The 23,056-nt window shown below is 34.5% G+C and carries 21 protein-coding genes; 9 read left to right on the top strand and 12 right to left on the bottom strand.

The window, feature by feature from the left end:
• Positions 1–101: 101 nt before the first annotated feature.
• From ACIQ4I_RS17540 to ACIQ4I_RS17530, 3 genes are all read right to left on the bottom strand, one after another.
• A complete protein-coding gene (locus tag ACIQ4I_RS17540; protein WP_403098336.1) occupies positions 102–1,472 on the bottom strand; it encodes a UDP-N-acetylmuramoyl-tripeptide--D-alanyl-D-alanine ligase in 1,371 nt (456 codons plus the stop codon).
• Positions 1,473–1,494: 22 nt separating this feature from the next.
• Positions 1,495–2,565, bottom strand: a complete 1,071-nt coding sequence (locus ACIQ4I_RS17535) for a D-alanine--D-alanine ligase (RefSeq protein ID WP_403098334.1) — start codon at positions 2,563–2,565, stop codon at positions 1,495–1,497.
• A gap of 252 nt (positions 2,566–2,817) precedes the next feature.
• On the bottom strand, positions 2,818–3,579 hold the full coding sequence (locus ACIQ4I_RS17530) for a hypothetical protein (RefSeq protein ID WP_403098332.1): 762 nt from the start codon (positions 3,577–3,579) through the stop codon (positions 2,818–2,820).
• A gap of 317 nt (positions 3,580–3,896) precedes the next feature.
• Here ACIQ4I_RS17530 and rodA point away from each other — a divergent pair, with 317 nt between their 5' ends.
• Positions 3,897–5,090: a rod shape-determining protein RodA gene (gene rodA / locus ACIQ4I_RS17525; protein ID WP_403098330.1), complete on the top strand. Its 1,194-nt coding sequence runs from the start codon at positions 3,897–3,899 to the stop codon at positions 5,088–5,090.
• Positions 5,091–5,262: 172 nt separating this feature from the next.
• On the opposite strand, the gene ACIQ4I_RS17520 is transcribed toward rodA, so the two are convergent.
• Positions 5,263–5,400 carry an Lmo0850 family protein gene (locus tag ACIQ4I_RS17520; protein WP_170061532.1) on the bottom strand — a complete coding sequence of 46 codons (138 nt, stop codon included), beginning with the start codon at positions 5,398–5,400 and terminating at the stop codon, positions 5,263–5,265.
• 402 nt (positions 5,401–5,802) lie between these two features.
• Here ACIQ4I_RS17520 and ACIQ4I_RS17515 point away from each other — a divergent pair, with 402 nt between their 5' ends.
• The 3 genes from ACIQ4I_RS17515 to ACIQ4I_RS17505 all read left to right on the top strand — a co-directional run bounded on the left by ACIQ4I_RS17515 (position 5,803) and on the right by ACIQ4I_RS17505 (position 8,618).
• Positions 5,803–6,111, top strand: coding sequence for a metal-sensing transcriptional repressor (locus ACIQ4I_RS17515; protein ID WP_403098328.1), 309 nt, complete (start codon positions 5,803–5,805; stop codon positions 6,109–6,111).
• A gap of 13 nt (positions 6,112–6,124) precedes the next feature.
• On the top strand, positions 6,125–6,334 hold the full coding sequence (gene copZ / locus ACIQ4I_RS17510) for a copper chaperone CopZ (protein WP_397536372.1): 210 nt from the start codon (positions 6,125–6,127) through the stop codon (positions 6,332–6,334).
• 79 nt (positions 6,335–6,413) lie between these two features.
• On the top strand, positions 6,414–8,618 hold the full coding sequence (locus ACIQ4I_RS17505) for a heavy metal translocating P-type ATPase (protein WP_403098326.1): 2,205 nt from the start codon (positions 6,414–6,416) through the stop codon (positions 8,616–8,618).
• A 387-nt stretch (positions 8,619–9,005) separates the two neighbouring features.
• Here the strand turns inward: ACIQ4I_RS17505 and ACIQ4I_RS17500 are convergent, their stop codons facing one another.
• Positions 9,006–9,299 (bottom strand): hypothetical protein, encoded by a 294-nt coding sequence (locus ACIQ4I_RS17500; protein WP_403098324.1) that lies wholly within the window; start codon positions 9,297–9,299, stop codon positions 9,006–9,008.
• A 365-nt stretch (positions 9,300–9,664) separates the two neighbouring features.
• Between ACIQ4I_RS17500 and ACIQ4I_RS17495 the strand changes: the two genes are divergently transcribed.
• Positions 9,665–10,834, top strand: coding sequence for an MFS transporter (locus ACIQ4I_RS17495; protein ID WP_403098322.1), 1,170 nt, complete (start codon positions 9,665–9,667; stop codon positions 10,832–10,834).
• 25 nt (positions 10,835–10,859) lie between these two features.
• On the opposite strand, the gene ACIQ4I_RS17490 is transcribed toward ACIQ4I_RS17495, so the two are convergent.
• Positions 10,860–12,155 (bottom strand): MFS transporter, encoded by a 1,296-nt coding sequence (locus ACIQ4I_RS17490; RefSeq protein ID WP_403098320.1) that lies wholly within the window; start codon positions 12,153–12,155, stop codon positions 10,860–10,862.
• A gap of 133 nt (positions 12,156–12,288) precedes the next feature.
• On the opposite strand from ACIQ4I_RS17490, the gene ACIQ4I_RS17485 reads away from it, so the two are divergent.
• Positions 12,289–13,533 carry a helix-turn-helix domain-containing protein gene (locus ACIQ4I_RS17485; protein WP_403098318.1) on the top strand — a complete coding sequence of 415 codons (1,245 nt, stop codon included), beginning with the start codon at positions 12,289–12,291 and terminating at the stop codon, positions 13,531–13,533.
• A gap of 67 nt (positions 13,534–13,600) precedes the next feature.
• On the opposite strand, the gene ACIQ4I_RS17480 is transcribed toward ACIQ4I_RS17485, so the two are convergent.
• Complete coding sequence (locus ACIQ4I_RS17480; RefSeq protein WP_403098316.1) at positions 13,601–14,992, bottom strand: L-cystine transporter; 1,392 nt, start codon at positions 14,990–14,992, stop codon at positions 13,601–13,603.
• Positions 14,993–15,187: 195 nt separating this feature from the next.
• On the opposite strand from ACIQ4I_RS17480, the gene cls reads away from it, so the two are divergent.
• Positions 15,188–16,645, top strand: a complete 1,458-nt coding sequence (gene cls / locus ACIQ4I_RS17475; protein ID WP_403098314.1) for a cardiolipin synthase — start codon at positions 15,188–15,190, stop codon at positions 16,643–16,645.
• A 152-nt stretch (positions 16,646–16,797) separates the two neighbouring features.
• Here cls and ACIQ4I_RS17470 read toward each other — a convergent pair whose 3' ends face one another.
• The 4 genes from ACIQ4I_RS17470 to ACIQ4I_RS17455 all read right to left on the bottom strand — a co-directional run bounded on the left by ACIQ4I_RS17470 (position 16,798) and on the right by ACIQ4I_RS17455 (position 19,786).
• Entirely contained in the window at positions 16,798–17,541 is a 744-nt protein-coding gene (locus tag ACIQ4I_RS17470; RefSeq protein ID WP_403098312.1) for a M15 family metallopeptidase, read from the bottom strand.
• A 142-nt stretch (positions 17,542–17,683) separates the two neighbouring features.
• On the bottom strand, positions 17,684–17,929 hold the full coding sequence (locus ACIQ4I_RS17465) for a hypothetical protein (RefSeq protein ID WP_403098310.1): 246 nt from the start codon (positions 17,927–17,929) through the stop codon (positions 17,684–17,686).
• A gap of 114 nt (positions 17,930–18,043) precedes the next feature.
• Entirely contained in the window at positions 18,044–18,895 is an 852-nt protein-coding gene (yidC, locus tag ACIQ4I_RS17460; protein ID WP_403098309.1) for a membrane protein insertase YidC, read from the bottom strand.
• Between the two features lie 105 nt (positions 18,896–19,000).
• Complete coding sequence (locus tag ACIQ4I_RS17455; protein WP_397536382.1) at positions 19,001–19,786, bottom strand: AraC family transcriptional regulator; 786 nt, start codon at positions 19,784–19,786, stop codon at positions 19,001–19,003.
• 403 nt (positions 19,787–20,189) lie between these two features.
• Between ACIQ4I_RS17455 and ACIQ4I_RS17450 the strand changes: the two genes are divergently transcribed.
• Positions 20,190–20,840 (top strand): LytTR family DNA-binding domain-containing protein, encoded by a 651-nt coding sequence (locus ACIQ4I_RS17450; protein ID WP_397536383.1) that lies wholly within the window; start codon positions 20,190–20,192, stop codon positions 20,838–20,840.
• 249 nt (positions 20,841–21,089) lie between these two features.
• Complete coding sequence (gene scpC / locus ACIQ4I_RS17445) at positions 21,090–22,598, top strand: succinyl-CoA:acetate CoA-transferase ScpC (protein ID WP_403098306.1); 1,509 nt, start codon at positions 21,090–21,092, stop codon at positions 22,596–22,598.
• 82 nt (positions 22,599–22,680) lie between these two features.
• On the opposite strand, the gene ACIQ4I_RS17440 is transcribed toward scpC, so the two are convergent.
• A complete protein-coding gene (locus ACIQ4I_RS17440; RefSeq protein ID WP_397536384.1) occupies positions 22,681–23,016 on the bottom strand; it encodes a hypothetical protein in 336 nt (111 codons plus the stop codon).
• Between the last annotated feature and the right edge of the window lie 40 nt (positions 23,017–23,056).

The following is a 23,056-nucleotide window of genomic DNA, read 5'->3' as shown; positions in this document are numbered from 1 at the left end:
AGTACCTATAAGAAAACAGTTTCCCCTAGGTACTCTTATATTATGCTTTCAATTTGGCCTTGGCGTAATTGTGTCCAGATTTCGCTCAAAAAAATTACTATTTAATGAGTGAAAGCTTGCAATACACGTTCAAGTTCCATGCCTCGAGAACCCTTTAGTAGAATAATAGAGTTTTCATTTGCATTTAATCGGATTTTTTCGATAATCGCATCATAATTATCATCAACCCATAATAAATTCTCCGCTGGTACTTTCAATTGTAATTGATCATAGAGCCATTTCATACGTGGTCCATATAAACAAATTTGGTCTATATTCGCTGGGTCAATCGCATCTGCTAAATCTTCATGGAATTGTTTTTCCAACTCGCCGAGTTCCAACATATCTCCAAGCACTACCCATTTATCTTGTCGCATATTTGTTGTTTGCATAAATTGCAAAGCAGCTCGTACTGAAGTTGGCGCAGCATTATAAGCATCATTGACAAATAAAATGCCTTGGTCGCCATTTACTAATTGCATACGCATATTTGTTAAAGAAACCATTTTTAACGATTCACGAATTTGTTCATCAGATAAACCGACTTCATGAGCAATTAGAATTGCCACTAACGTATTTTTTACTTGATGACGTCCCAGTATAGGGATAAAGAAATCACCGTTCACAATTCCTTTTACAGTAAAAGTACTACCGTTTTCAGTAGCTTCAATTTTCTTAGCCATTAAATCATCCGTAGATTCTAATCCAAATGATGTTGCATCTAACTCTGCTTCCCCTGCTACTAATGGTTTTAATAACGGTTCATCTCCATCATAGAAGAACTTACCATCTGGTTGAAATCCTTGAACAATTTCGAATTTTGCTTTGGCAATACCTTCACGTGAACCAAGTGCAAGCATATGCGCTTCGCCGATATTTGTAATAACAGCATATTTTGGCTTCGCCATTTTTGTTAAGAATTCAATTTGTCCAAAGCCGTCCATACCCATTTCTAAAATGGCAAATTCAGTATCTTCATCTAAGGAAAGAATAGTAAGTGGCAATCCTAGTTGATTGTTATGGTTACCTTCCGTTTTTTGAACTTTAAAATATGGAGAAAGCGTACCTGCTACAAGGTCTTTCGTAGATGTTTTTCCATTTGAACCGGTAACTCCGATAAATGTTGCTTGATGTTCCGCGCGATAAGCATTTGCCATTTGTTGCAACGCTACTTCAGAATCGTCTACAAAAATTAACGGTACATTTTTAGGTGGATTTGGCTCATCCTTTTGCCATAAAGAAGCTGCTGCGCCATTTTCATATGCTTGTGCAACATATTGATGACCATTTGTCTTTTCTCCATGGAATGGAATGAATAAATCACCTTTTCTTAGCGTTCGCGTATTAATAGAAACACCTGTCACCACAATATCTTCATGGATATCTTGGTCACTATTTAGCCATTTTGCAATTTGTTGCAATGTTTTTTTCACAATAGATCACACTCAATCTCTTTTATTGGTATTGAAGTTGTTGTTTTTCGTCGTGGCGTTCGATTGCTAAAGTAATAAGTTCTTCGATTAAATCTCCATATGCTAAGCCAGTATTTTGCCATAAAATGGGATACATACTTACCGGTGTAAAGCCAGGCATTGTATTGACTTCATTAATATAAACTTCATCTTGTGCTGTAACGAAGAAATCTGCACGAACAAGTCCAGAACAATCTAAAATTTTAAATGCACGAATTGCCATGTCAGACATAGTGTTGATCACGCTATCTGTTACAGGTGCAGGGATCAATAAACCGGTTTTATCATCATTGTATTTTGAATCATAATCATAGAATTCTGTTACTGGTTTTATTTCCCCAGGTACAGAAACTTTTGGTTCATCATTACCAAGAACACCCATTTCAACTTCACGTGCAACGAGTCCTGTTTCAACGACAATTTTGCGGTCGTATTTTAAAGCAAGTTCGACTGCTTTTACAAGTTCCGCACGATTCGATGCTTTACTAATCCCAACACTTGAACCTAAGTTTGCAGGTTTTACGAACATTGGCCAAGTTAAATTTTCTTCCATTTTAGCAATCAAAGCATCTTGGTCTTTTTTCCATTCTTTTCGGATGAAGTACACATAAGGGACTTGTTTTAATCCTGCAACTTCAAATAATTGCTTCATCACAACCTTATCCATACCAGCAGATGATGCTAAAACACCATTACCGACATAAGGTAAATTCAACACTTCAAGTAAACCCTGTACTGTACCATCTTCACCGTTTGTACCATGAAGTAATGGAAAGATGACGTCGAACGGTTTTTCATTTTCTTCTAATAAAAAGCTAGAAATGTCATTTACTTTTGTTAATGTTGAATCTGTATTAAATTGTAATTCTGAAATGTTTTCAACAGGAACTGTTAATTGCGTTCCTCTTCTCCATTCACCATCGCGTGTGATGAAGATTGGAAATACATCATATTTATCAAAATGTAACGCTTGTATAACGGCCTTTGCAGTTGATAAAGACACATCGTGCTCTGCTGATTTACCACCGTATAATAAGCCTAATTTTTTCTTCATGGGTTCTAATTCCTCCAGATTTTTTCTATTCATAGTTTAGCATGAACCGTATGGTTTCATGAAATGATTTAAAAGTATGGATCATTCATTTATGCAATCATCAAATAACTTCCTAAAAAAATAACATTTCTATAATAGCACTCTGAAAAAATATTGCATTAAAAATAAAAAGATTCCTACTTATCATATGTAGGAATCTTTAATACGTTATAGATATCATCCATTAATAGGAAAAATAATATATAAGAGCTATTACTTATGAAGTTCTAAAACCTGATCAGGCTTTTTCTTTAAAATCACATTCAAATCATCCCAAATTTCATCAGGAAAATATTCATCAGAAATATTGCGTAATTCAATGACATAAGCAAGCTTTGGCTTTTCTATTTTATACATAGAAAACAAAACACCATCTTTTATATTCTCATGGAAATTCCCCATCATTTCTTCAGTAAATAAAGGTTTAAGGTTATTCGCTTTTCTCCTCCAAAAAGGTGTTAATCGTTCTTTTTCTTGAATAATGATATTAAATACTTGTGTTACTAATTTCTCTACATCTGCTAAATCACGGAAGTATATTTTAGAGATTTTTTCTTCTTCGCTTGAAAGATATACATACTTATTTTGTAATTGATGATAAAAGGGAGAACGGATTGGTTCTTTTTTATGACCAATATAGAGTAGTTCTGCTTGTTCTTGTGGTGTTAGAAGGTTTAACTTACGTTCATCAGAAAAATCGATCCAACATAAATCCTTTTTGGAATCCATCGCTTTTTTAACAAACTTTGGTATACCTTTCTCCTCTACGAACTCTAACCGTGTATGCATATTAAATGAACCATCTTCGTATTCATTTTTTAGCAGCAAAATATTTTGAAGCGGACCGACTGCAGAGACAAATTCACGGAAAGTTAAACCACTAAAAATCACAAATTGGTTTAATTCGTTCATATGTATATATAAGTGATGTAAAAAATCGTCAGCAGCTCGCATTTTTTTTGCCAAGTCGATCACCTCATTTCCAATATTATTATAAGATGTTATAGCGAAATTTGAAACATTTGTGATTGGATTTCGTCACAACTTTGTGCACGAGCATGATACAATAATATAGACTATAATATTTTAAAGTAAAAGCGGCTCGTTTATACTTAAACCTAGACGTCCTGACAGGCAAAAAAGTTTTCAAATAAGGGATTTCTTTAAGAAAAATTGCCTAAATGTGACGTTGTGTTGAAAAAACAATCGGGATTACATTCTGTAAACCCTCTAGGTTCTACCGCTTGAGCTGGACAAAACTTGTGTTAAATCTACTAATTTAGGTGACTATTATGAATTCAAAGAGAACTTTTTCCGACCGTTTTGACTGGACGCTCGCTTTCATAATGATGCTATTTTGTATTGTAAGTTTGTTGGCTATTGCTTCGGCACAAACATCAGGTCAGTATGGCATTAATTTCGTACCAAAACAACTTTTCTGGTACTTTGTAGGTGCTTGTATTGTGGCTTGTATGATGTATTTTGAGCCTGATCAATATAAGAAAATGGCATGGTATTTATATGGAGCTGGGATATTCGTCCTTCTTATTTTAATGATTGCTCCTGGTGGTGTTGGTCAAATCGCTGAACCCCGAAATGGCGCCAAAAGTTGGTTCCACTTAGGTTTTGCTGATATCCAACCGTCAGAATTCATGAAGACTTTCTTTATACTTGCACTCGCAAGAACTGTAAGTAAACACCATGAAGAATATACAATGAAATCATTAAAAACAGATTTTATCTTATTAGGTAAAATTCTTTTAGTATTATTGGTTCCATTATTATTTATAATGAAACAACCTGACTTGGGTACTGCATTGGTATTCTTTGCTATTACAGCAGCTATCATTATCGTAGCTGGGATTTCTTGGAAAATTATTTTACCAGTTGCTGGAACTGTTAGCGTAATCGGCGCGGCACTATTATGGATGGCTCTTTATGCGCAAGACTTTCTTTCTGAAAAACTTGGTTTTAGTCCATATCAATTCGCACGTATTTACTCTTGGTTAGATCCTTACTCTTATTCTACAGGAGATGGATACCATTTAATATCTTCATTGAATGCTATCGGATCAGGTGAAATCTTTGGTAAAGGATTCAAACATCGTGAAGTATATGTACCAGAAAACCATACCGATTTTATCTTCAGTGTAATCGGTGAAGAATATGGATTTATCGGGGCAAGTATCGTAATTTGTTTATTCTTCTTCTTGATTTTCCATCTAACAAAACTTACTTTACAGATGAAAGATCCATTCTGTACTTATGTTTGTGCAGGCATTATTGCAATGATTACATTCCACGTATTCGAAAATATCGGTATGACTACTCAATTATTGCCAATTACCGGAATTCCGCTTCCATTTATAAGTTATGGTGGTAGTTCAATGATGGGGAATGCTTTAGCATTAGGTTTAGTTTTCAGTATGAAATTCCATTACCGAACATATATGTTTGGTAATCATGATGATAACGACGATTTCTGACATAAAACTCCGCGTACTCGGCTAGTTTTATAGGCACATGGAGCTAAAAAAACAGCCCAAAGAGATAGTAAAGTCTCTTTGGGCTGTTTTTGTGTTTAGATTTAGAGGGGCCGCTTCAGCATTTAAATAAAAAACTTCGACTTTTTGGTCGAAGTTGAATGATGTTTTTAAATTAATTTTGAGTTTGTGGAGCTGATTTTGGTGGTGCTAATGCTTTTAGTAATTCTAAGCGAGACTTAGTAGTCGTTGCCTTAACGCCAAGTTTTGATAAATTCGCAATAATTTTTGTTACATCTACATCTCTTGACATACTTTCCACCTCTTCTATTTCTTATATTTATATGACGTAGCAACCGTCTATAGGTTGCCACTACTTTTAATAATAACCAAATAGTTCACTATGTATCCCTTATTATCATAACATTTTTTTACGTTTTAAATTTTTCAATATTGTTACATAAATAATATGGATATATATCATACTATATTCATTGTCAACTTACAATCATACTTTTGACTGGCATCATTATCTTATAGCAATATTTTATCGCTACACTATACAAAAGGACCTCCCTTTACTACAATTTCTTGCCTATATTATTCATACCACATTATTCACGGATTGAATGTTAATTTTTTATTAAATAATATTAAGCACTTCACATACCCCTATAAGGTATGTTATAGTATAAACAAAAGGAGGCGAGCGTCTATGACTGAAGAATGTATCAACCCTTCTTGTCGTAAAAGTCACCATCCCGAACATGTCAAAAAGGATTTAACTACTCGTTTAAATCGTATTGAAGGCCAAATTCGTGGTATTAAAGGCATGGTCGAGAAGGATATATATTGCGACGATATTATCACTCAATTATCCGCTACACAATCTGCGTTAAACAGCGTTGCCAAAGTTTTACTTGATGGTCATTTAAAAGGCTGTGTAAAAGATCGATTAACTGAAGGCGACGATGCTGTACTAGATGAGCTAATTACAACCATACAAAAACTAATGAGAAAATAAGGAGTGTTTCAACATGACTGAAAAAATTCAATTAAAAGTAGAAGGCATGTCTTGTGGACATTGTGTCAAAGCAGTAGAAAATGGTGTTGGTGAATTAAACGGTGTTGAAACTGTCAATGTAAACTTAGAACAAGGTTTAGTAGATGTAGCCTTTGACGATTTAAAAGTAACGACTGAAAACATTAAAGAAGCAATTGAAGAAGAAGGCTACGTAGTAAAATAATTTTTAATGACTGCATTTTTGCAGTTATTTTTCGCATAATTTTATACCCCACATAGGTATATAAAGGAGTTGTTTATTAATGGCAACTATTAACTCTAAAAACAAAGAAATAACACTTGATATCCAAGGAATGACTTGTGCTGCATGTTCAGCTCGTATTGAACGTGGCCTCAATAAACTAGAAGGCGTGGAACAAGCAACTATTAACTTAGCTCTTGAAACTGGGCATGTTTCCTTTGATAGTGCACAACTTAACGAAGATGCACTTATAGCAAAAATTCAAAAACTTGGCTATGATGCTGTCGTTCATCAAGAAAATAATGAAAAAGATCACCGCGAACTAGAAATTGAACGAAAAACACGTGTATTCATCATCTCAGCAATATTTTCTTTACCATTATTGTGGACTATGTTTGCACATTTTTCATTCACAAAGGGTGTTTATGTTCCTGATTTTTTGATGAATCCATATGTTCAGTGGGCTCTTGCTACCATAGTGCAGTTTGGTATTGGTTGGCAATTTTATAAAGGCGCCTATTATGCGCTTCGCAATAAAAGTGCCAATATGGATGTTCTTGTTGCATTAGGAACATCTGCTGCCTATTTTTACAGTGTTTATATAGTACTCAAAAACCGTGAACACATTGGTATGCATCATCTCGATTTATATTTCGAAACGAGCGCAATATTAATCACATTAATCTTACTTGGTAAGTTATTTGAAGCACGTGCGAAGGGCCATTCATCCGATGCCATTAAAAAATTAATCAAATTACAACCTAAAACTGCATTTGTCGAACGAAATGGTACACCATTGGAAGTTCCGATTCGCGAAGTACAATTAGAAGATATTTTAATTATTAAACCTGGTGCGTCTATTCCAGTAGATGCAGTAGTTATTTCTGGAAATTCTGCTGTTAATGAGTCCATGCTAACAGGCGAAAGCTTACCCGTAGATAAATCTACTGGTGACACTGTCTATGCAGCCACGTTAAATGAAAACGGGACATTACGAATACAAGCAAAAAAAGTTGGGAAAGATACCGTTCTTTCAAATATCATCCGTGTTGTTGAAGAAGCACAGGCTTCTAAGGCCCCTATTCAACGACTAGCTGATCAGATTTCAGCTATCTTCGTTCCTGTTGTTGTCACTTTAGCTGTTATCACTTTCATCACTAGCTATTTCTTTTTTACAGATGGCAACTTTACACACTCACTTGAAAGAATGATTGCTGTTCTTGTGATTGCCTGTCCATGTGCACTTGGATTGGCGACACCAACATCTATAATGGCAGGCTCAGGTCGTGCAGCAGAAAATGGAGTTCTCTTCAAAACAGCCGAAGCACTGGAACAAACCAATACGATTGACACAATCGTATTCGATAAAACTGGCACGATTACAAAGGGTACACCTGTTGTTACAAATTTTTTAGTGCTTAATAAGTACGAGAAAAACGACATCATTCCCCTTATTGCTGCAGCAGAAAGGAATTCTGAGCATCCAGTCGCAACTGCTATTACAACGTACGGGAAAGATTATGGCGTATTGCCTACTGTTCAAACATTTAAAGCTATCCCAGGAAAAGGAATTGAAGCAACCGTTGAAAACAAACAAATTATAATTGGAACAAGAAAATTATTTACAAATTACGATATTACTATTAATTGCGATAGCAATTTTGAAGATGAAGGTAAAACAGTTATGTATGCAGCCATTGATCATCAACATGTTGCAACAATTGCAGTGGCAGATGAAGTGAAAGAAACTTCTAAAGATGCCATTCATAAACTTCAAAAAATGGGTATCGAAACAATTATGTTGACAGGTGATCAAGCTAAAACAGCCGCTTCTATTGCAAAACAAGTAGGGATTAGCAATGTGATTGCTGGCGTATTACCAACCGAAAAAGCTGCAGAAGTAGAAAGACTTCAAAAGGAAAATCGCCATGTTGCCATGGTTGGGGACGGACTTAATGATGCACCAGCACTTGCGAAAGCTGAAATCGGTATTGCAATGGGAACAGGTACAGATGTTGCCATTGAAGCTGCAGATATTACCGTTATGAAAGGCGATCTCTTAAAAGTAGTTGATGCTGTTAAAATGAGTCGATTAACTGTTCGTAATATTAAACAAAATCTGTTCTGGGCACTTGCCTATAACTCTATTGGTATTCCAATCGCTGCATCTGGATTACTAGCGCCTTGGCTAGCAGGTGCAGCAATGGCATTTAGCTCTGTATCAGTTGTATTAAATGCTCTACGATTACAACGAGTTCGATTATAAAGTGAAACTTTCATCAGTGGGGCCATCCCCACCTACCTTCTTCGTTTGATCTCTCAATCTGTGGTCACTAAAAAAATAAAAATAGATGTAAATTTATGATAAAAATCTGAGATAGCTATCTTCGTTGAAGTGGAATTAGCGGAGACTCCTGTGGGAAAACGAGCTAGACGAGACCCCACAGCGCAGCGAGGAGGCTCGTAAGTTCGCCCACGGAAAGCGGAGCTAATTCCACTTCATTCAACAGCAGATATATACTATAAATATTTGTATTACTTCACTTTTTCAGTGGTCTTCCTCAATCTTGAGGTGGGGTCTTACTGCCCGTTAATGTGGGATAAAAAATGGGGCATATCTTTTTTGATATGCCCCATTTTTCTATATAATTTTTTATTTAAGAATACCATGAAGTTCAGTTAATTCGAATAATCGATCTCCGTGGCGTAAAGCATAACTAAATTCAACAGTTGTATCTTGTTTAGTACCATTTACTGTACTTTTAGCTTTATATTCTTCCATATTTACAGATTCAACTTCAACATTAGCATGTCCAAGTGATTCTAATACTTGATTTACTTTAAATATACGTGCAGGCACCAAATCAATTAGTAAAGGAATATCTAAGTCAAGAATGGATTGTGTACCTTCGTTTGTTTTAATAGTAGCGATTGCTGTAATTTCCATCGTTACGATTCCTCCTTTATCTTAATCACTTTTATTATAGCACTATACAAATTCAGCGAATAAAAGCCTCAATATTGAGTGAATAATAACGACTAAATAGCGAAACTGTATCATTGTCGAGACCCAATTGAAATAAGAATAACTTGAAATGGGCATATTTAGATATACAATTTTCGCTACAACGTTTCATTTTTGACACTTTCTATTTGCCAAATATAAAACTTTAGTATTAAACTATCTTTCGTTCTATACTATTCGTATAAAACATATTTTAAGTTTGCCCCCTTCTTTTTATTGTGTGTTACTTCACTCGCTCAAGGGTAAACTGTATTTGATTACATTCGTATACAGAAAGCAGGGTTATTATGAAAAAATCCATCATCTTGTTGATGTCAGTTCAATTTTTTGTGTACCTAGGATTTGGCTTAATTATCCCCATTTTGCCAGAGGTGGTTGTTCAACAAGGTTTTGCTAAAATGCATGTTGGTGGCTTGTTAACAATTTACTCTCTTGCAAGTTTCTTTACTGCTCCTTTCTGGGGAATGTTAAGCGACAAAATGGGACGAAAAAAACTAATTTTAATAGGGCTACTCGGATTCTGTGTTAGCTTCTTAATGATTTCATTATTTATGAAATCATTAACAATGCTTTATATTTCCCGAATTATCGGTGGGTTATTCTCAGGTGCTTTATATACTGCAGTTACTGGATTTATAGGTGATATGTCTACAGAGGAAAATCGCAATAAGTATATGGGCTTTATGGGGATGTCAATTGGTCTTGGTTTTATCTTTGGGCCTGCATTAGGAGGTTTACTAGGAAAAATAAGTTTAAGTACACCATTTACAGTTTCAAGTATTTTAATCTTCCTACTATTCATCTATGCAATGATCGTTTTAAAGGAACCAGAACGTCATGCAGATACACAAAAACGATCTATTGTCCCAAAAGGTGCTTCTACACTATTTAAATATCGTGTACGTTATTTATTCTTCTTCTCCTTTTTGGTGACGTTTTTACTTGCTGGTGTAGAATCCACACTGCAATTATTCCAAATGGATAAGATTAACATCACAGCTACACAATTAGGTTCTCTATTCCTATTTAGTGGATTTGTAGATTTCATGATTCAAGGTGGTCTTGTACGCCATATTAAGGATGGTACAGAGGTTAAATGGCTTATTGGTGCGCAAGTCGTTACTGCACTCGGCTTATTCATGTTCCCATTTACAAAAAGTTTAGCATTTGCTGGTCTTGCACTTTGCGTATTCACCGCAGGAAATGCATTAGCACGTACATTAAATACTTCCCTTTCTTCTAAAGAAGCTGGTGGGAAATACGGAACTGCAGCTGGTCTTGCCTATTCCATGGATAACATGGGGCGCATCATTGGACCATTATTCTTTACATGGATCTTAACAAAACAAGCAAATGTCGTATATGAAATTTCAGGTACATTAGCATTATTAAGTATCCTTATTCTTTTACTATTCAAATCAAGCAAAAAAACATTACGCCAGCAAAACGAAGCGTAATGTTCTAATGACAGTTCAGCATTCTTTATGTGTGCTGAACTTTTTCTTTTAAGTCCGTTTTAGCGTCTGTCAATTCAGGATAAATTTGTTTTATGATTGATGAACGCATCATATATGATGTAATTGCTAATAATGCGATACAAGATCCCAATAAAATCCATTGTGGTTCGACATGATCAAATAATATGCCAAAGATAATTGTTCCTAAAGGCATCATCCCCATTGCCATTGCCTCCAATATTCCAAGCACTCGACCTCGATAGGACTCTTCCACTTCAGTTTGCATCATGACACCGATTGGAGTATTCACAAAGACTCCAAACACCGAAAAACTAAAGAAAATCATAATATAAAAAGTTACGTTTACACTATAGGTAAAGGCTATCCATAAAGGAATTGCTGTTAAACCTAATGTTATAGCCATCAATAAAATAAATCGTTTAGATTGTAATAAAGGATATTTTGCCTGTTTTCTTGTAGAAAGAAAAATTGAAGTAACTAACATTCCAACAGCCCCAGCTGATTGAATTACACCTACATGCTGGGATTTTATCTTCAACACTTCGACTAAGATAAATGTACCGCCAACACTGAGTACTGAGAAAAAGAAATTAACCCATAAAGCAACCAATAGTATTGTGGAAACTGCTTTCTTTGATTTTGCATATTGGAAGCCCTCTTTTAAACTTTGGAACATTCCAGTTTCTACTTCCGTTTCATCTCCTTTTTTACTATATAGCTTGAAGTCCATTGTTGCTTCTAATAAGAACGCAAGCAAATATGCTACCATATGCACCATTAAAAAGACTTCAATGGAAACAAAACCATACATCATACCACCAATTGCCGGGCCTCCTATTGCAGCGATTGACATGGACATTTGGTTAAATGACATCGCTTTTTGAATTCGTTCCTCATTTACTAAACAAGCAATGGATGATGAAAAAGTTACACTGTTAAACGTAGAAGTTATTGCATAAAGTGCGGTTACTACGTAAATAGATGTAACGGTAATTCCAGATATATAACCATATATTAATAACCCACCCATTAACAATACAGTAACAGCTTGTGACGTTAAGATAATCACCTTTTTCGAATATCGATCAGCTAATGAGCCTGCTATTGATGACAAAATGACGCGTGGCAAAATCGAACAAATCAAATTAACCGCAAAACTTGTAGCAGAACCCGTCATTTTCAAAATGTAAAGACTAATGCCAAATGCTAACACATTGGAACCTAATATTGAAATAATCTTGCTAATTGTAAATGTCCATAAGTGATATGTCGCTTTTTTCAACCTTAATGCCTCTTCCATTTCTCTCTCCACTCCTTCTTATTGTTTAATCCGATTAAAAAGTTTAATTTTATTAAACAAATAATATCATGCATAAGGCTTCCTTTGCAAGCGAAAGTTTAATATAATTAAACAAAAGAAAAGAGGTGTTTCCATGGATACTCTTGGCAACAGAATACGTACATTACGAAAACAAAAAAAAATGACCTTGGCAGCACTTGCTGGTAATCATATTACAAAAGGTATGTTAAGTCTTATTGAAAATGATAAAGCAAACCCTTCTATGGAAACCTTACAATATATAGCTGACCAACTACAGGTTGACGTTAGTTCTTTATTAGAAGAAGTAAGTGTTGTGGAATTGCGTAAAACATTAGAGAAAGTCGAAGAGATTTATAATGACAATACAAACTTTGAAGATGGTCCACGTCTCGAAATTGCCCATTTAATAAAACCGTATATAGAGGAATTACCAGTTTGTTATGAGTCGGGAAAATTATTATTTTACTATGCGGATGTGCTGTCTGATTTAAAAATGGACAACTGGGAACAAAGTTTAGAGAGAGGTCTAGCTATGTTCAAAGAGATGAACATGATGAATGAATGGATGAAAATGGGGATTCTCCGATTTTCGATTTATTTTAATGATCATAATTATGAACAGGCTTTAAATGTAGGATTAGCTACTGAGGAAGAGGCAAAATCCAAACACTATATGATCGATACGATCACAACACTGGATTTGCTCTACTATATTGCTGTAACTTATTTAGGAATAGGTGAACGCAAAAAGGGAATAGACTATTTACAAAAAGGATTACAATTATCGAAGAAAAATCGATTATTTTATAAAATAGATGATATTTATCGTGTTGCCTGTTATCAAGCAATAATGGATGGTGATGATGATGATCGAACCTATTATTTCAATAAATTAGAACAATATGCTACTTTTGCTGAGGACAAACTATCGTACTCTTACATGTTCCTAATACAAATTCATTACTATAATTCTTTTGCACACGATTACGAAAGAGCATCTAAAATACTTGAACAGTATGCCAAACTTGAGGTTGAAGATTTTATAAATACAACCTATTTCTACCTTTTTGAAAAAGGAAAGAATTTATATTATTTATCCCTTATTGATGAAGCCCTACAAGAATTAGAAAAATTTAAAGAAGTCCCTCCCTATTTGCATCATCCTTATGATTTATCAATGCTTGCAGAAGTCTATTCTTATAAAGCTCTTTGCTATGAACAAAAAGGACATCTCTCTAAAGCATTGGAGGAAGCAAAAAAAGGCGTTGATTTTATTGCACCATTTATCGATACCCCTTACAAAAAATTTATAAATCAAACATACGACATGCTTTGCCAAAAAGCAGATCAAATATAATAGTCTTATTTTCAGCAAAAAGCCCTCGCTCCTTTTCGCCAATAGGAACGGGGGCTTTCGTATCCGATTAAATTTCAGCTAAATCTTGAGCTTCTTTAGAGTTATAAACATCTTTGTCTAATTCTCCTGTAATACGAGCAGTTGTAACACCTGCAACCATAGCATCATTAACATTTAGTGCTGTACGCCCCATATCAATCAGCGGTTCAACAGAGATTAATACACCCGCTAAAGCTACTGGTAGGTTCATAGAGGAAAGTACAATAATGGCTGCGAAAGTTGCACCGCCACCAACACCTGCAACACCAAATGAACTGATTGCTACCACAAGGATTAACGTTGCGATAAATCCTGGATCTAATGGATTAATGCCAGCACTTGGAGCAATCATAATAGCTAGCATTGCGGGATACACCCCAGCACAACCATTTTGACCAATTGAAACACCAAAAGATCCTGCAAAGTTTGCGATACCTTCAGAAACACCCAAACGTTTTGTTTGAGTTTGAATATTAAGTGGTAATGTACCTGCACTTGAACGAGAAGTAAATGCAAATAATAATGTAGGAGCTACTTTCTTAATATAAGTGATTGGGCTCATACCTGTTAATGCAATGATAATCATATGAACTACAAACATTACTGCTAGTGCCACATATGAAGCTATAACAAATTTACCTAAATTGTAAATCGCACCGAAATCTGATGTAGCAATCGTTGAGGTCATAATTGCTAAAATACCGAATGGAGTCAATCGTAAGACAATTTTAACAACTTGCATCACAAGTGCATAAATTGCATCAATACCAGTTTTAATCAAGTCTGCAGTTTTTTCATCTTTTCGTCTTACTCCTAAATATGCGAAACCTAAAAACGCTGCGAAAATAACAACAGCAATTGTTGATGATGATCGAGCACCAGTTAAATCTAAAAATGGATTTGCTGGCAATAAGTCTAATATTTGTTGAGGCATTGTTTTATCGCCCATGTCTTGTGTTTTTTGAACGATTTCAGCTGCACGTGCATGTTCTGCATCACCTTGCACAAGTTGAGTTGCATCTAAATGGAATCCTAATGCTGAAGCAATTCCGACAGATGCAGCAATTGCTGTAGTCCCTACTAACATAAACAAAATAAGCGTTGCCATTTTGCCAAAGCTTTTACCTACTACCACTTTAGTAAATGCTGAAATAATTGAAATAAATACTAATGGCATTGCTACCATCTGTAGAAGTTTTACATATCCTGAACCTGCAATGCTAAACCAATCTACAGATTTCATGACGATTTCTGATGTTGGTCCGTATGTGAAATGTAATATTAAGCCGAAAACAATACCCAGCCCTAAACCTGTGAATACTCGTTTAGAAAATGAAACATGTTTTTTATTCATCATTATGAGTAAACCAATGAGCATTACAAAAACTACTACATTGAGAACAATCAAAAATATATTCATAATATTTCCCCCTAATTAATTTTCTATAAAAAATACAATTATTAGATTATACTAATAAATCCTATTGGTCAAGTAGGTTTTTAATTACAACAAAAAAATTAAATTTCTATTAATATGTAGTAATGCTTGTAATTCTTTCTTAATAACTGTTATATACGTTATACTTAAGAAAAGATTATGGAAGAAGGTGAATAAATGGATACGGCCGCTTTATTATCTATAAGTATTTCCACAAGTTTGGTTTTAAATATTTTCCTTGCTGCCATTATTATTTTTTTAGAAAGAAAAGATCCTAGTTCCACATGGGCTTGGATTCTTGTACTATTCTTTTTACCTGTTGTAGGATTTATTTTGTACTTACTGTTAGGACGCCAGCTTCGTAAAAAACATCTCTTCCGATGGGAAGGCCGAAAGAAAATAGGGATTGATAAACTAATTGATTATCAAATGGATGCCATCCGTGAAGGTACTTTTGACTATCGATTAGATGATGCAGCACACTATGAAGATTTAATCTACATGAATTTAACAACAAATCACGCAGTACTTACACAAGATAATGAAATCATGATTTATAGTGATGGTAGAGATAAATTCAAAAAACTAATAAAAGATATTGATGCTGCAAAACACCATATTCATATTCAGTACTACATCTTTAAGCTGGATCATTTAGGTACACGCATTTTACAATCATTGATAAAAAAAGCGAAACAAGGTGTGAAAGTTCGCCTTTTATATGATGAAATGGGTTCAAGGGGTGTACATAAAAAACAATTCAAAGAACTAATAGAAGCCGGTGGAGAAGTAGAGGTCTTCTTTCCTTCTATACTTCCTCTTATTAACCCTCGTATGAACTATCGAAATCACCGTAAACTTGTCATTGTTGATGGACGTATCGGTTATATCGGTGGATTTAATGTAGGTGATGAGTATCTAGGCTTAAAAAAAAGGTTTGGCTATTGGCGAGATACACATTTACGAATTGAAGGTAGTTCAGTTCACCCAATGCAAACACGCTTTCTATTGGATTGGAACCAAGCTTCTAATACAAAAGATATTCAGTACTCTGATCATTACTTTCCTACTATTGCTCGTAAGGGTGAAGTCGGTATACAGATCGTATCAAGTGGCCCAGATTCTGAATGGGAACAAATTAAAAATGGTTATCTAAAATTAATTGGTATGGCGAAAAAATATATCTATATTCAAACACCATATTTTATTCCAGACGATAGTTTTATGGATGCCGTTCGTATTGCTTGCTTATCAGGAATTGATGTTCGAATCATGATTCCTAATAAACCTGATCATATGTTTGTTTATTGGGCAACGTATTCTTATGTTGGTCAATTGATTAATGCAGGAGCTAAAATTTATATTTACGAAAATGGTTTTTTGCATACAAAGATGATTGTCATCGATGATGAAGCATCTACTGTCGGTACAGCAAATATTGATTTCCGTAGCTTTAAACTTAACTTTGAGGTAAATGCATTCATATACCACCGTGACACTTCACATCAACTAGCAGAACTGTTTGAAGAAGATATGTTATTATCAACCGAACTTACACCAGAATTATATGCAAACCGTTCACGCATTATTAAAATGAAAGAGTCAATTTCTCGCTTACTTTCTCCGATTCTATAAAAGAATAGGAAAATCTGCATGAACAATTACACGTTCACCTTTGTTTTTCACATATACCAGAAAATTAGTATAGAACCCGTTTAATCGGATATAAAACAAAAAGCTTAAAGTACGTAATGATTTCCGTACTTTAAGCTTTTTCATTATCATCATTATTTACTAATGCCTAAATACTCTTCTAATGTTTCATTTTTTTCATAAATTTCTGTAGCAATCTTTTTGCCAACATAACGGAAATGCCAAGATTCGTGCATATAACCTGTTTTATCTTCTTTCCCCTCTGGGTAACGCATGATAAAACCATAATTATGGGCATTTTTTGCAATCCATTTGCCCGCTTCGGTATCTCCAAATTTATTGTCAGCAAAATCTTCTTCGCTTCCAACTTCTCCAATATCAAAAGCTAAGCCTGTTTGATGTTCAGAATACCCCGGACGTGCACTGTAAGTATCGGCAGCTTTTTTACCATCCCGTTTCACATATGCATCATACAACTCTACTTGTCTATCATAAGAGCGATATGTACTAAAGGCATTAAATTTAAAGCCATCTAATAAAGCTGCTGCATTTAACTCTTCAAAAGCTTCACGGGCTTCAACATTTTCTCCTGGTGCAAAATCAGCTGGTAATGGATATTGTTTACTAGCCACCAGAATACCTTGAATATACGTCGCTTTCTTAGGCAACTTTTGATCCTCTATATAACCGCCCGCATCCACCTTTTGCTCCTTCTCAGTAGTTGTAGCAGCAGTCGTATCATGTGTCACTGCTTTTTGTTCGTTTTTAGTAGGATGGTCTTCCGTTTTTTGACCACCACAACCTGCTAATAGACTACCAGAAATAGCAACAATCGATGCGAGAGCAATTGGAAATCTATAATATTTTTTTTTACTCACTTTTATACACCTCTATCAAACTTTTAACATAAACATTATTTCTATATCTATAAAATACAAAAATCAAATAACCAATACTACGGTCACTTAACTATACAAAAAAACGATATCATACATCAAGATGCATTGATACCGTTTTATACTAAAAAATAATCATAACTAATACAACTAGAGTAGCAATTCCGAAAAAAGTTGCCATAGCTTTCATCCATTTTGCTTCTTTCTCATAACCTTGTCTTGCCATATCTTTTGCACGGAATGTATTTGTAATGGTAAACATTAGTGATATGAACAGAACAGCTAGGTTAAAGTTTTGTTTAATGACAAAAAAGACGGCAAGTATACTCGTAATCGTTACAAGTACACCTGATATTATTTTTAAGTTCATGTAATAATCCTCCTTATCCAGCTCCACACGACAGGTAGGCTTTTTTCCCTTATTAGGGCTTGTAATCTTTAAAATAAAAAATCGAGACAAAGTTTGCCCCGATTTAGTTTAAACCTATTTTTTTGGTTTATTCTTCGTTGATTTTGCAGCTTGTTTTTCTGCTGGCGTTAGTTTTCTATTCTCTACTGGTGCATTTGCAGCTTCTTTTACTGCTTTTTCAGGGTGTTTTGAATAGAATTTACGGCCTAGGTATGTTTGGAAAATTAAAAGGGCACCACTGACTGACCAGTATAGTGGTAATGCCGCCATACTAGAGTACGAGATGAACATAATCATAATTGGTGAAATGTACATCATCATCTTCATTTGACCTTTTTGTTGCTCCGGTACCGTCCATAATGATACTTGTGCTTGGACAAAATAAACTATACCAGCAATTATCGTCATCACAACATCTGGTTGACCTAGTTTAAACCATAAGAAGTGATGCGCTTGAACTTCACTAGAATACAAAATCGAATAATACAAGCCCATGATAATCGGCATTTGAATAAGAACAGGAAGACAGCCCATATTCATAGGGTTGACATTATGCTTTTTATACAAGCCCATCATTTCTTGTTGCAATGCCATTTGTTCTTCTTTTGTTTTTGCTGCTTTTAATTTCTTTTGGATTTCGTCCATTTCTGGCTTCAATTTATCCATTTTTTCTTTCATGCCTTGTTGATTCTTATAGTTTTTAAGCATGAATGGCATCAATATTAAACGAACAAGAACAGTTATTGTGATAATAGCTGCACCGTAATTACCGGCAAATACATCATTACCGATGAAATCTAACAGGAACTCCATTGGTTTTACAAAAGTACTATAAAAAAAGCCTTCTTGGTTCTTCACTGAATCACAGCCAGCTAGCACAAATGGCACTAAACCAAGCATCGAGATTAACCCAAGTTTCTTCTTCAATATTTTCACCTACAATTTCTCAAGCTATATTGAAGTATACATTATTTAAAGGATACTAATCAAATCAAAGTCATGCAAAGCATAAATTATATGTAATTATTTTCATTATAAAAGTCTTTCAGGTAATTGGAAGCGAAAATATTCGTAATCTGGACGATCTCTAAAGTGCTTTGGTGTGATGCCAACGTATTTTTTAAAGATGCGAGTATAGTAGCTTTGGTTGCAGAAATGAAACTGTTCCGAAATATCAGAAATACTTTTATTAGTATGTCGCAAATAATATTGAGATTCTTCTACTCTACGAACATTTAAGTACTCTACTAATGTAATACCTACATGTTCTTTAAAAATACGAGATAAGTGACTTGTACTAATAGAAAAGTACAGTGCAATATCTTCTACTGATAGATCTGTTTCAACCTCATCATCGATGTACATAATAACTTTATTGACTGTTTGGTGCTTATATGAAGGTTGTTTTCTTTCTGAGATGACATAAATGTAGAATTCAATTAATTCATCTGCAAATTGTAAATATTCTGCATCATTTAAGCGATCGTCAATCATCTCTACGCATGCAACATTAAAAGCAAAAACTTTCTTAGATGGCGCTTGATTCTCAATCAATTTTCTTGTAACAACGGATGATAAGATAACAAAATAATGTCTGATTGCTCTAAAAAACTGTTTTCCCGAACGCACTGATAATATATCAAGTAATTCGCGCAACGAATCTTTCGCAGCTTTTGCTTCCAATTGATATACTTCTCGCAATAATTGAGCCTCAATATCGAAGAATCTCTCTATGCCCTCGTAGTGATTCATCGTCTCAATTTCTTGGAAATACCTTTTAGAAATAGCCTCTGAAATGGAATATTGTTGTTGTAGCATAAACTCCCCATCTTTCTATAAAGTCACATACTTTTTTATTACATTATTCTTACTATATAACGAAAATGGTAATATGAAAATAGTTTTATTACCCAGATATAAATAAATTTTACGTATTTTTGTAATGGGACCTTATTCTCAATAAATATACAATTGGAAAATGGATTTTATGCAAAAAAAGTATTATTTTTATCAAATAAATGAAAAATTAAAAATATGTTCTTTATGAAATATTTATCTTTATTTTTGGAATGTATCAAACTATAGTATTAATATGGACAAATTCTGTCACATTTTATGTATGAACCTATACAATTATTAGCTATACTTAATTTAATAATTAATCTATAGTAATATGTTGTGAAAGAACTTTTAAGAATGGAAAGAAACGAGGTAGGAATTAATGGATCCACGATCTATCGAGGAATTGATACAAGTTATAAAGGAATTCTTCCCTGATAACACTTCAATCGTTATTTCAGATACAAAAAAATATTTATATTATCAACCAAGTAAGAAAATTGACTTGAAGATAAAACCCGGTGACGAAATACCAGAAGGTTCTGCAACTCAAAAAGCAATTGACTATGGACAAAAAATAAATTCTTTCATTGAGCCTGAAGTATTCGGTATTCCTTATTATGGAATGAGTATTCCATTAATGGAAGAAGGGGAAACAAAGGGTGCCATCACAGCAATATTCCCACAAAAACCATCTCCTTTCTTAACAAATTACATCACGATTAAAATTGACGACTGTTGGTACCCAGTAAAACATAATGAAGTCATTTATTTAGAAACTCAACTTCGTAAAACATTCGTCAAAACTATGCAAAAAGAAGGTTACCATCGTTTAAATTTAAGTGATCTTGAGTTATTCTTATCTCCTGATACTTTTATTCGATGCCACCGTTCATATATCGTGAACATTGACTTTATCGAAGAAATTCAACCAGATTCACATTCTACATTCCTACTAATTATGAAGGACGGCACACGAATTCCTGTTAGCCAACGCTATGCAAGTTATTTCCGCCGCTCTTTAGGATTCTAGGAATAATTTCTGCTGATATTATAAAGGAGTTGACCAAAACTATTTTGGTACAACTCCTTTTCTCTTTTACTCGACAAATTTCTACCTGATTCGTTTTTTAAACCCTTTCATGCGCTTATAAACAAAATGTGACAATTCGGTGATAATATTAAAATTGGTTATATAATTATTCTAATAACTTATACTCCAAGTAGAATCTTTTTACAGAATTGATATAAAATTTTCCGTTAAATAGAAGGAGAGATTTCCGTGACAGTAAAAATAGAAGAAAGACTTCGTAATTCCGAACTTGCAAAAAAAGTAATGTCAGCTGATGAAGCTGCCCTAATCATTAAAGATGGAATGACACTTGGCCTAAGTGGATTCACTCGCGCTGGTGATGCGAAAGCTATCCCTATGGCACTAGTAGAACGTGCAAAATCAGAAGACTTTAAAGTAAATGTATTCACAGGTGCTTCTTTAGGTTCAGACATTGATGCTTTAATGTCTGATGCCGGTATCGTTAACAAACGCTTACCATTCCAACTAGATCGTACAATGCGTGGTCATATTAACAAAGCAGATATGCTATTTGTTGACCAACATTTATCAGTAACTGCTGAATATTTACGTCAAAATGCTATTAATAAAATTGACGTTGCTGTTGTTGAAGCAGTAGCTGTAACAGAAGATGGTATGTTAATCCCAACAACTTCTGTTGGTAACTCACCTATTTACATTCAAAATGCTGATAAAGTTATTATCGAATTAAACTTAGCTTCTTATCCGCAACTAGAAGGTATGCACGATATCTATGTACCAGAAGCACAAGGTGAACGTGGTCCAATTCCATTAATCCATGCTTCAGATCGTATCGGTACAATCGGTATTCCTTTAGATTTAGATAAAGTGGCTGCAGTTGTAATTACAGATCAACCAGATTCACCAACTACAATCACACCAATTGACCCAGAAACCCAACAAATCGCAGACAACATTCTTGATTTCTTCCGTAATGAGATTAAAGAAGAACGTTTAACTGAAACATTAGCTCCACTTCAATCAGGTGTTGGTTCTGTTGCCAATGCTGTACTTGGTGGTATGGCAAACTCTGAATTCAAAGATTTAGAAGTATATTCTGAAGTACTTCAAGATGCAGTATTCGACTTAATCGATGCTGGCAAAGTTAAATTTGCTTCAGGTTGTGCAACTTCATTGACAGCTGAAAAAATGGAATCTGTATACGGTAACTTAGACAAATACAAAGACAAACTTGTATTACGTCCTCAAGAAATTTCGAACCACCCAGAATTAGTTCGTCGTATGGGCTTAATCGCGATGAATACAGCTCTTGAGTTCGATATTTACGGAAACGTAAACTCTACTCACGTATCAGGCACAAAAATGATGAACGGTATTGGTGGTTCAGGTGACTTCGCTCGTGCTGCTCGTATTTCCATCTTCATTACAAAATCATATGCAAAAGATGGTAAAATCTCATCAGTCGTTCCATTCGCATCACACGTTGATCACTCAGAACATGATGTTGACGTTGTTGTAACAGAACAAGGTCTTGCAGACTTACGTGGTTTAGCTCCTCGTGAACGTGCAGAACTTATCATTGAAAACTGTGTACACCCTAAATTCAAACCTGTTCTTCGTGCATATTTCGAAGAAGCAAAAGAACGTGGTGGACAAACTCCTCACGTTTTAGAAAAAGCATTATTATTCCACACAAACTTAGCAAAATACGGAACAATGCTTCCTGAAGAAAACTAAGAGTAACTATCAATCGTTAAAGAACGATATAATGTAAAAAGACTCAGCAATTATGCTGAGTCTTTTTTTGAATTTAATGTTCTTAGTTTTGATCATTTGGTGGTTTTACACCATTCAAATGTTCATGTTGTTCTTCGTTTTCATAATGAATTGCAGTTGCAGAACCTTCATAAATCATTTTGGTATCATCATCATTATAAGTATGATGTGCATTTGCATAGCCATCCGCTGTTGTTGTATTAATTGCATCTCCAGCTACTTCAACAGATGAATCAGAGAGTTTGTCTATAAACTCATTTAGTTTGTTCTTTGTGCAACTAAATGCTTCTACTGCCTTATCACGATTTTCCTTTTTACGAAAATACGCATATGCACCTGCTGCAAGTCCTGCTATTAATAAAGATTTGCCTTTTGCCATCTTCATCATTCCCTCCCATTTTACCGTTCTAAAATAACTA

The organism is Rummeliibacillus sp. NPDC094406 (assembly GCF_044763875.1).
In the GTDB taxonomy this organism is placed as follows: domain Bacteria; phylum Bacillota; class Bacilli; order Bacillales_A; family Planococcaceae; genus Rummeliibacillus.
Note: the sequence above shows the minus strand (reverse complement) of the source record. Positions and strands in the feature narration are given on the sequence as shown.

Coding starts and splice junctions, on each gene's coding strand:
- ACIQ4I_RS17515 (WP_403098328.1), top strand. CDS start 5,803: ATGACTGAAGAATGTATCAACCCTTCTTGTCGTAAAAGTCACCATCCC.
- ACIQ4I_RS17520 (WP_170061532.1), bottom strand. CDS start 5,400: ATGTCAAGAGATGTAGATGTAACAAAAATTATTGCGAATTTATCAAAA.
- ACIQ4I_RS17505 (WP_403098326.1), top strand. CDS start 6,414: ATGGCAACTATTAACTCTAAAAACAAAGAAATAACACTTGATATCCAA.
- ACIQ4I_RS17495 (WP_403098322.1), top strand. CDS start 9,665: ATGAAAAAATCCATCATCTTGTTGATGTCAGTTCAATTTTTTGTGTAC.
- ACIQ4I_RS17485 (WP_403098318.1), top strand. CDS start 12,289: ATGGATACTCTTGGCAACAGAATACGTACATTACGAAAACAAAAAAAA.
- ACIQ4I_RS17490 (WP_403098320.1), bottom strand. CDS start 12,155: ATGGAAGAGGCATTAAGGTTGAAAAAAGCGACATATCACTTATGGACA.
- ACIQ4I_RS17440 (WP_397536384.1), bottom strand. CDS start 23,016: ATGGCAAAAGGCAAATCTTTATTAATAGCAGGACTTGCAGCAGGTGCA.
- ACIQ4I_RS17500 (WP_403098324.1), bottom strand. CDS start 9,299: ATGGAAATTACAGCAATCGCTACTATTAAAACAAACGAAGGTACACAA.
- ACIQ4I_RS17535 (WP_403098334.1), bottom strand. CDS start 2,565: ATGAAGAAAAAATTAGGCTTATTATACGGTGGTAAATCAGCAGAGCAC.
- rodA (WP_403098330.1), top strand. CDS start 3,897: ATGAATTCAAAGAGAACTTTTTCCGACCGTTTTGACTGGACGCTCGCT.
- cls (WP_403098314.1), top strand. CDS start 15,188: ATGGATACGGCCGCTTTATTATCTATAAGTATTTCCACAAGTTTGGTT.
- ACIQ4I_RS17480 (WP_403098316.1), bottom strand. CDS start 14,992: ATGAATATATTTTTGATTGTTCTCAATGTAGTAGTTTTTGTAATGCTC.
- ACIQ4I_RS17465 (WP_403098310.1), bottom strand. CDS start 17,929: ATGAACTTAAAAATAATATCAGGTGTACTTGTAACGATTACGAGTATA.
- ACIQ4I_RS17455 (WP_397536382.1), bottom strand. CDS start 19,786: ATGCTACAACAACAATATTCCATTTCAGAGGCTATTTCTAAAAGGTAT.
- ACIQ4I_RS17450 (WP_397536383.1), top strand. CDS start 20,190: ATGGATCCACGATCTATCGAGGAATTGATACAAGTTATAAAGGAATTC.
- copZ (WP_397536372.1), top strand. CDS start 6,125: ATGACTGAAAAAATTCAATTAAAAGTAGAAGGCATGTCTTGTGGACAT.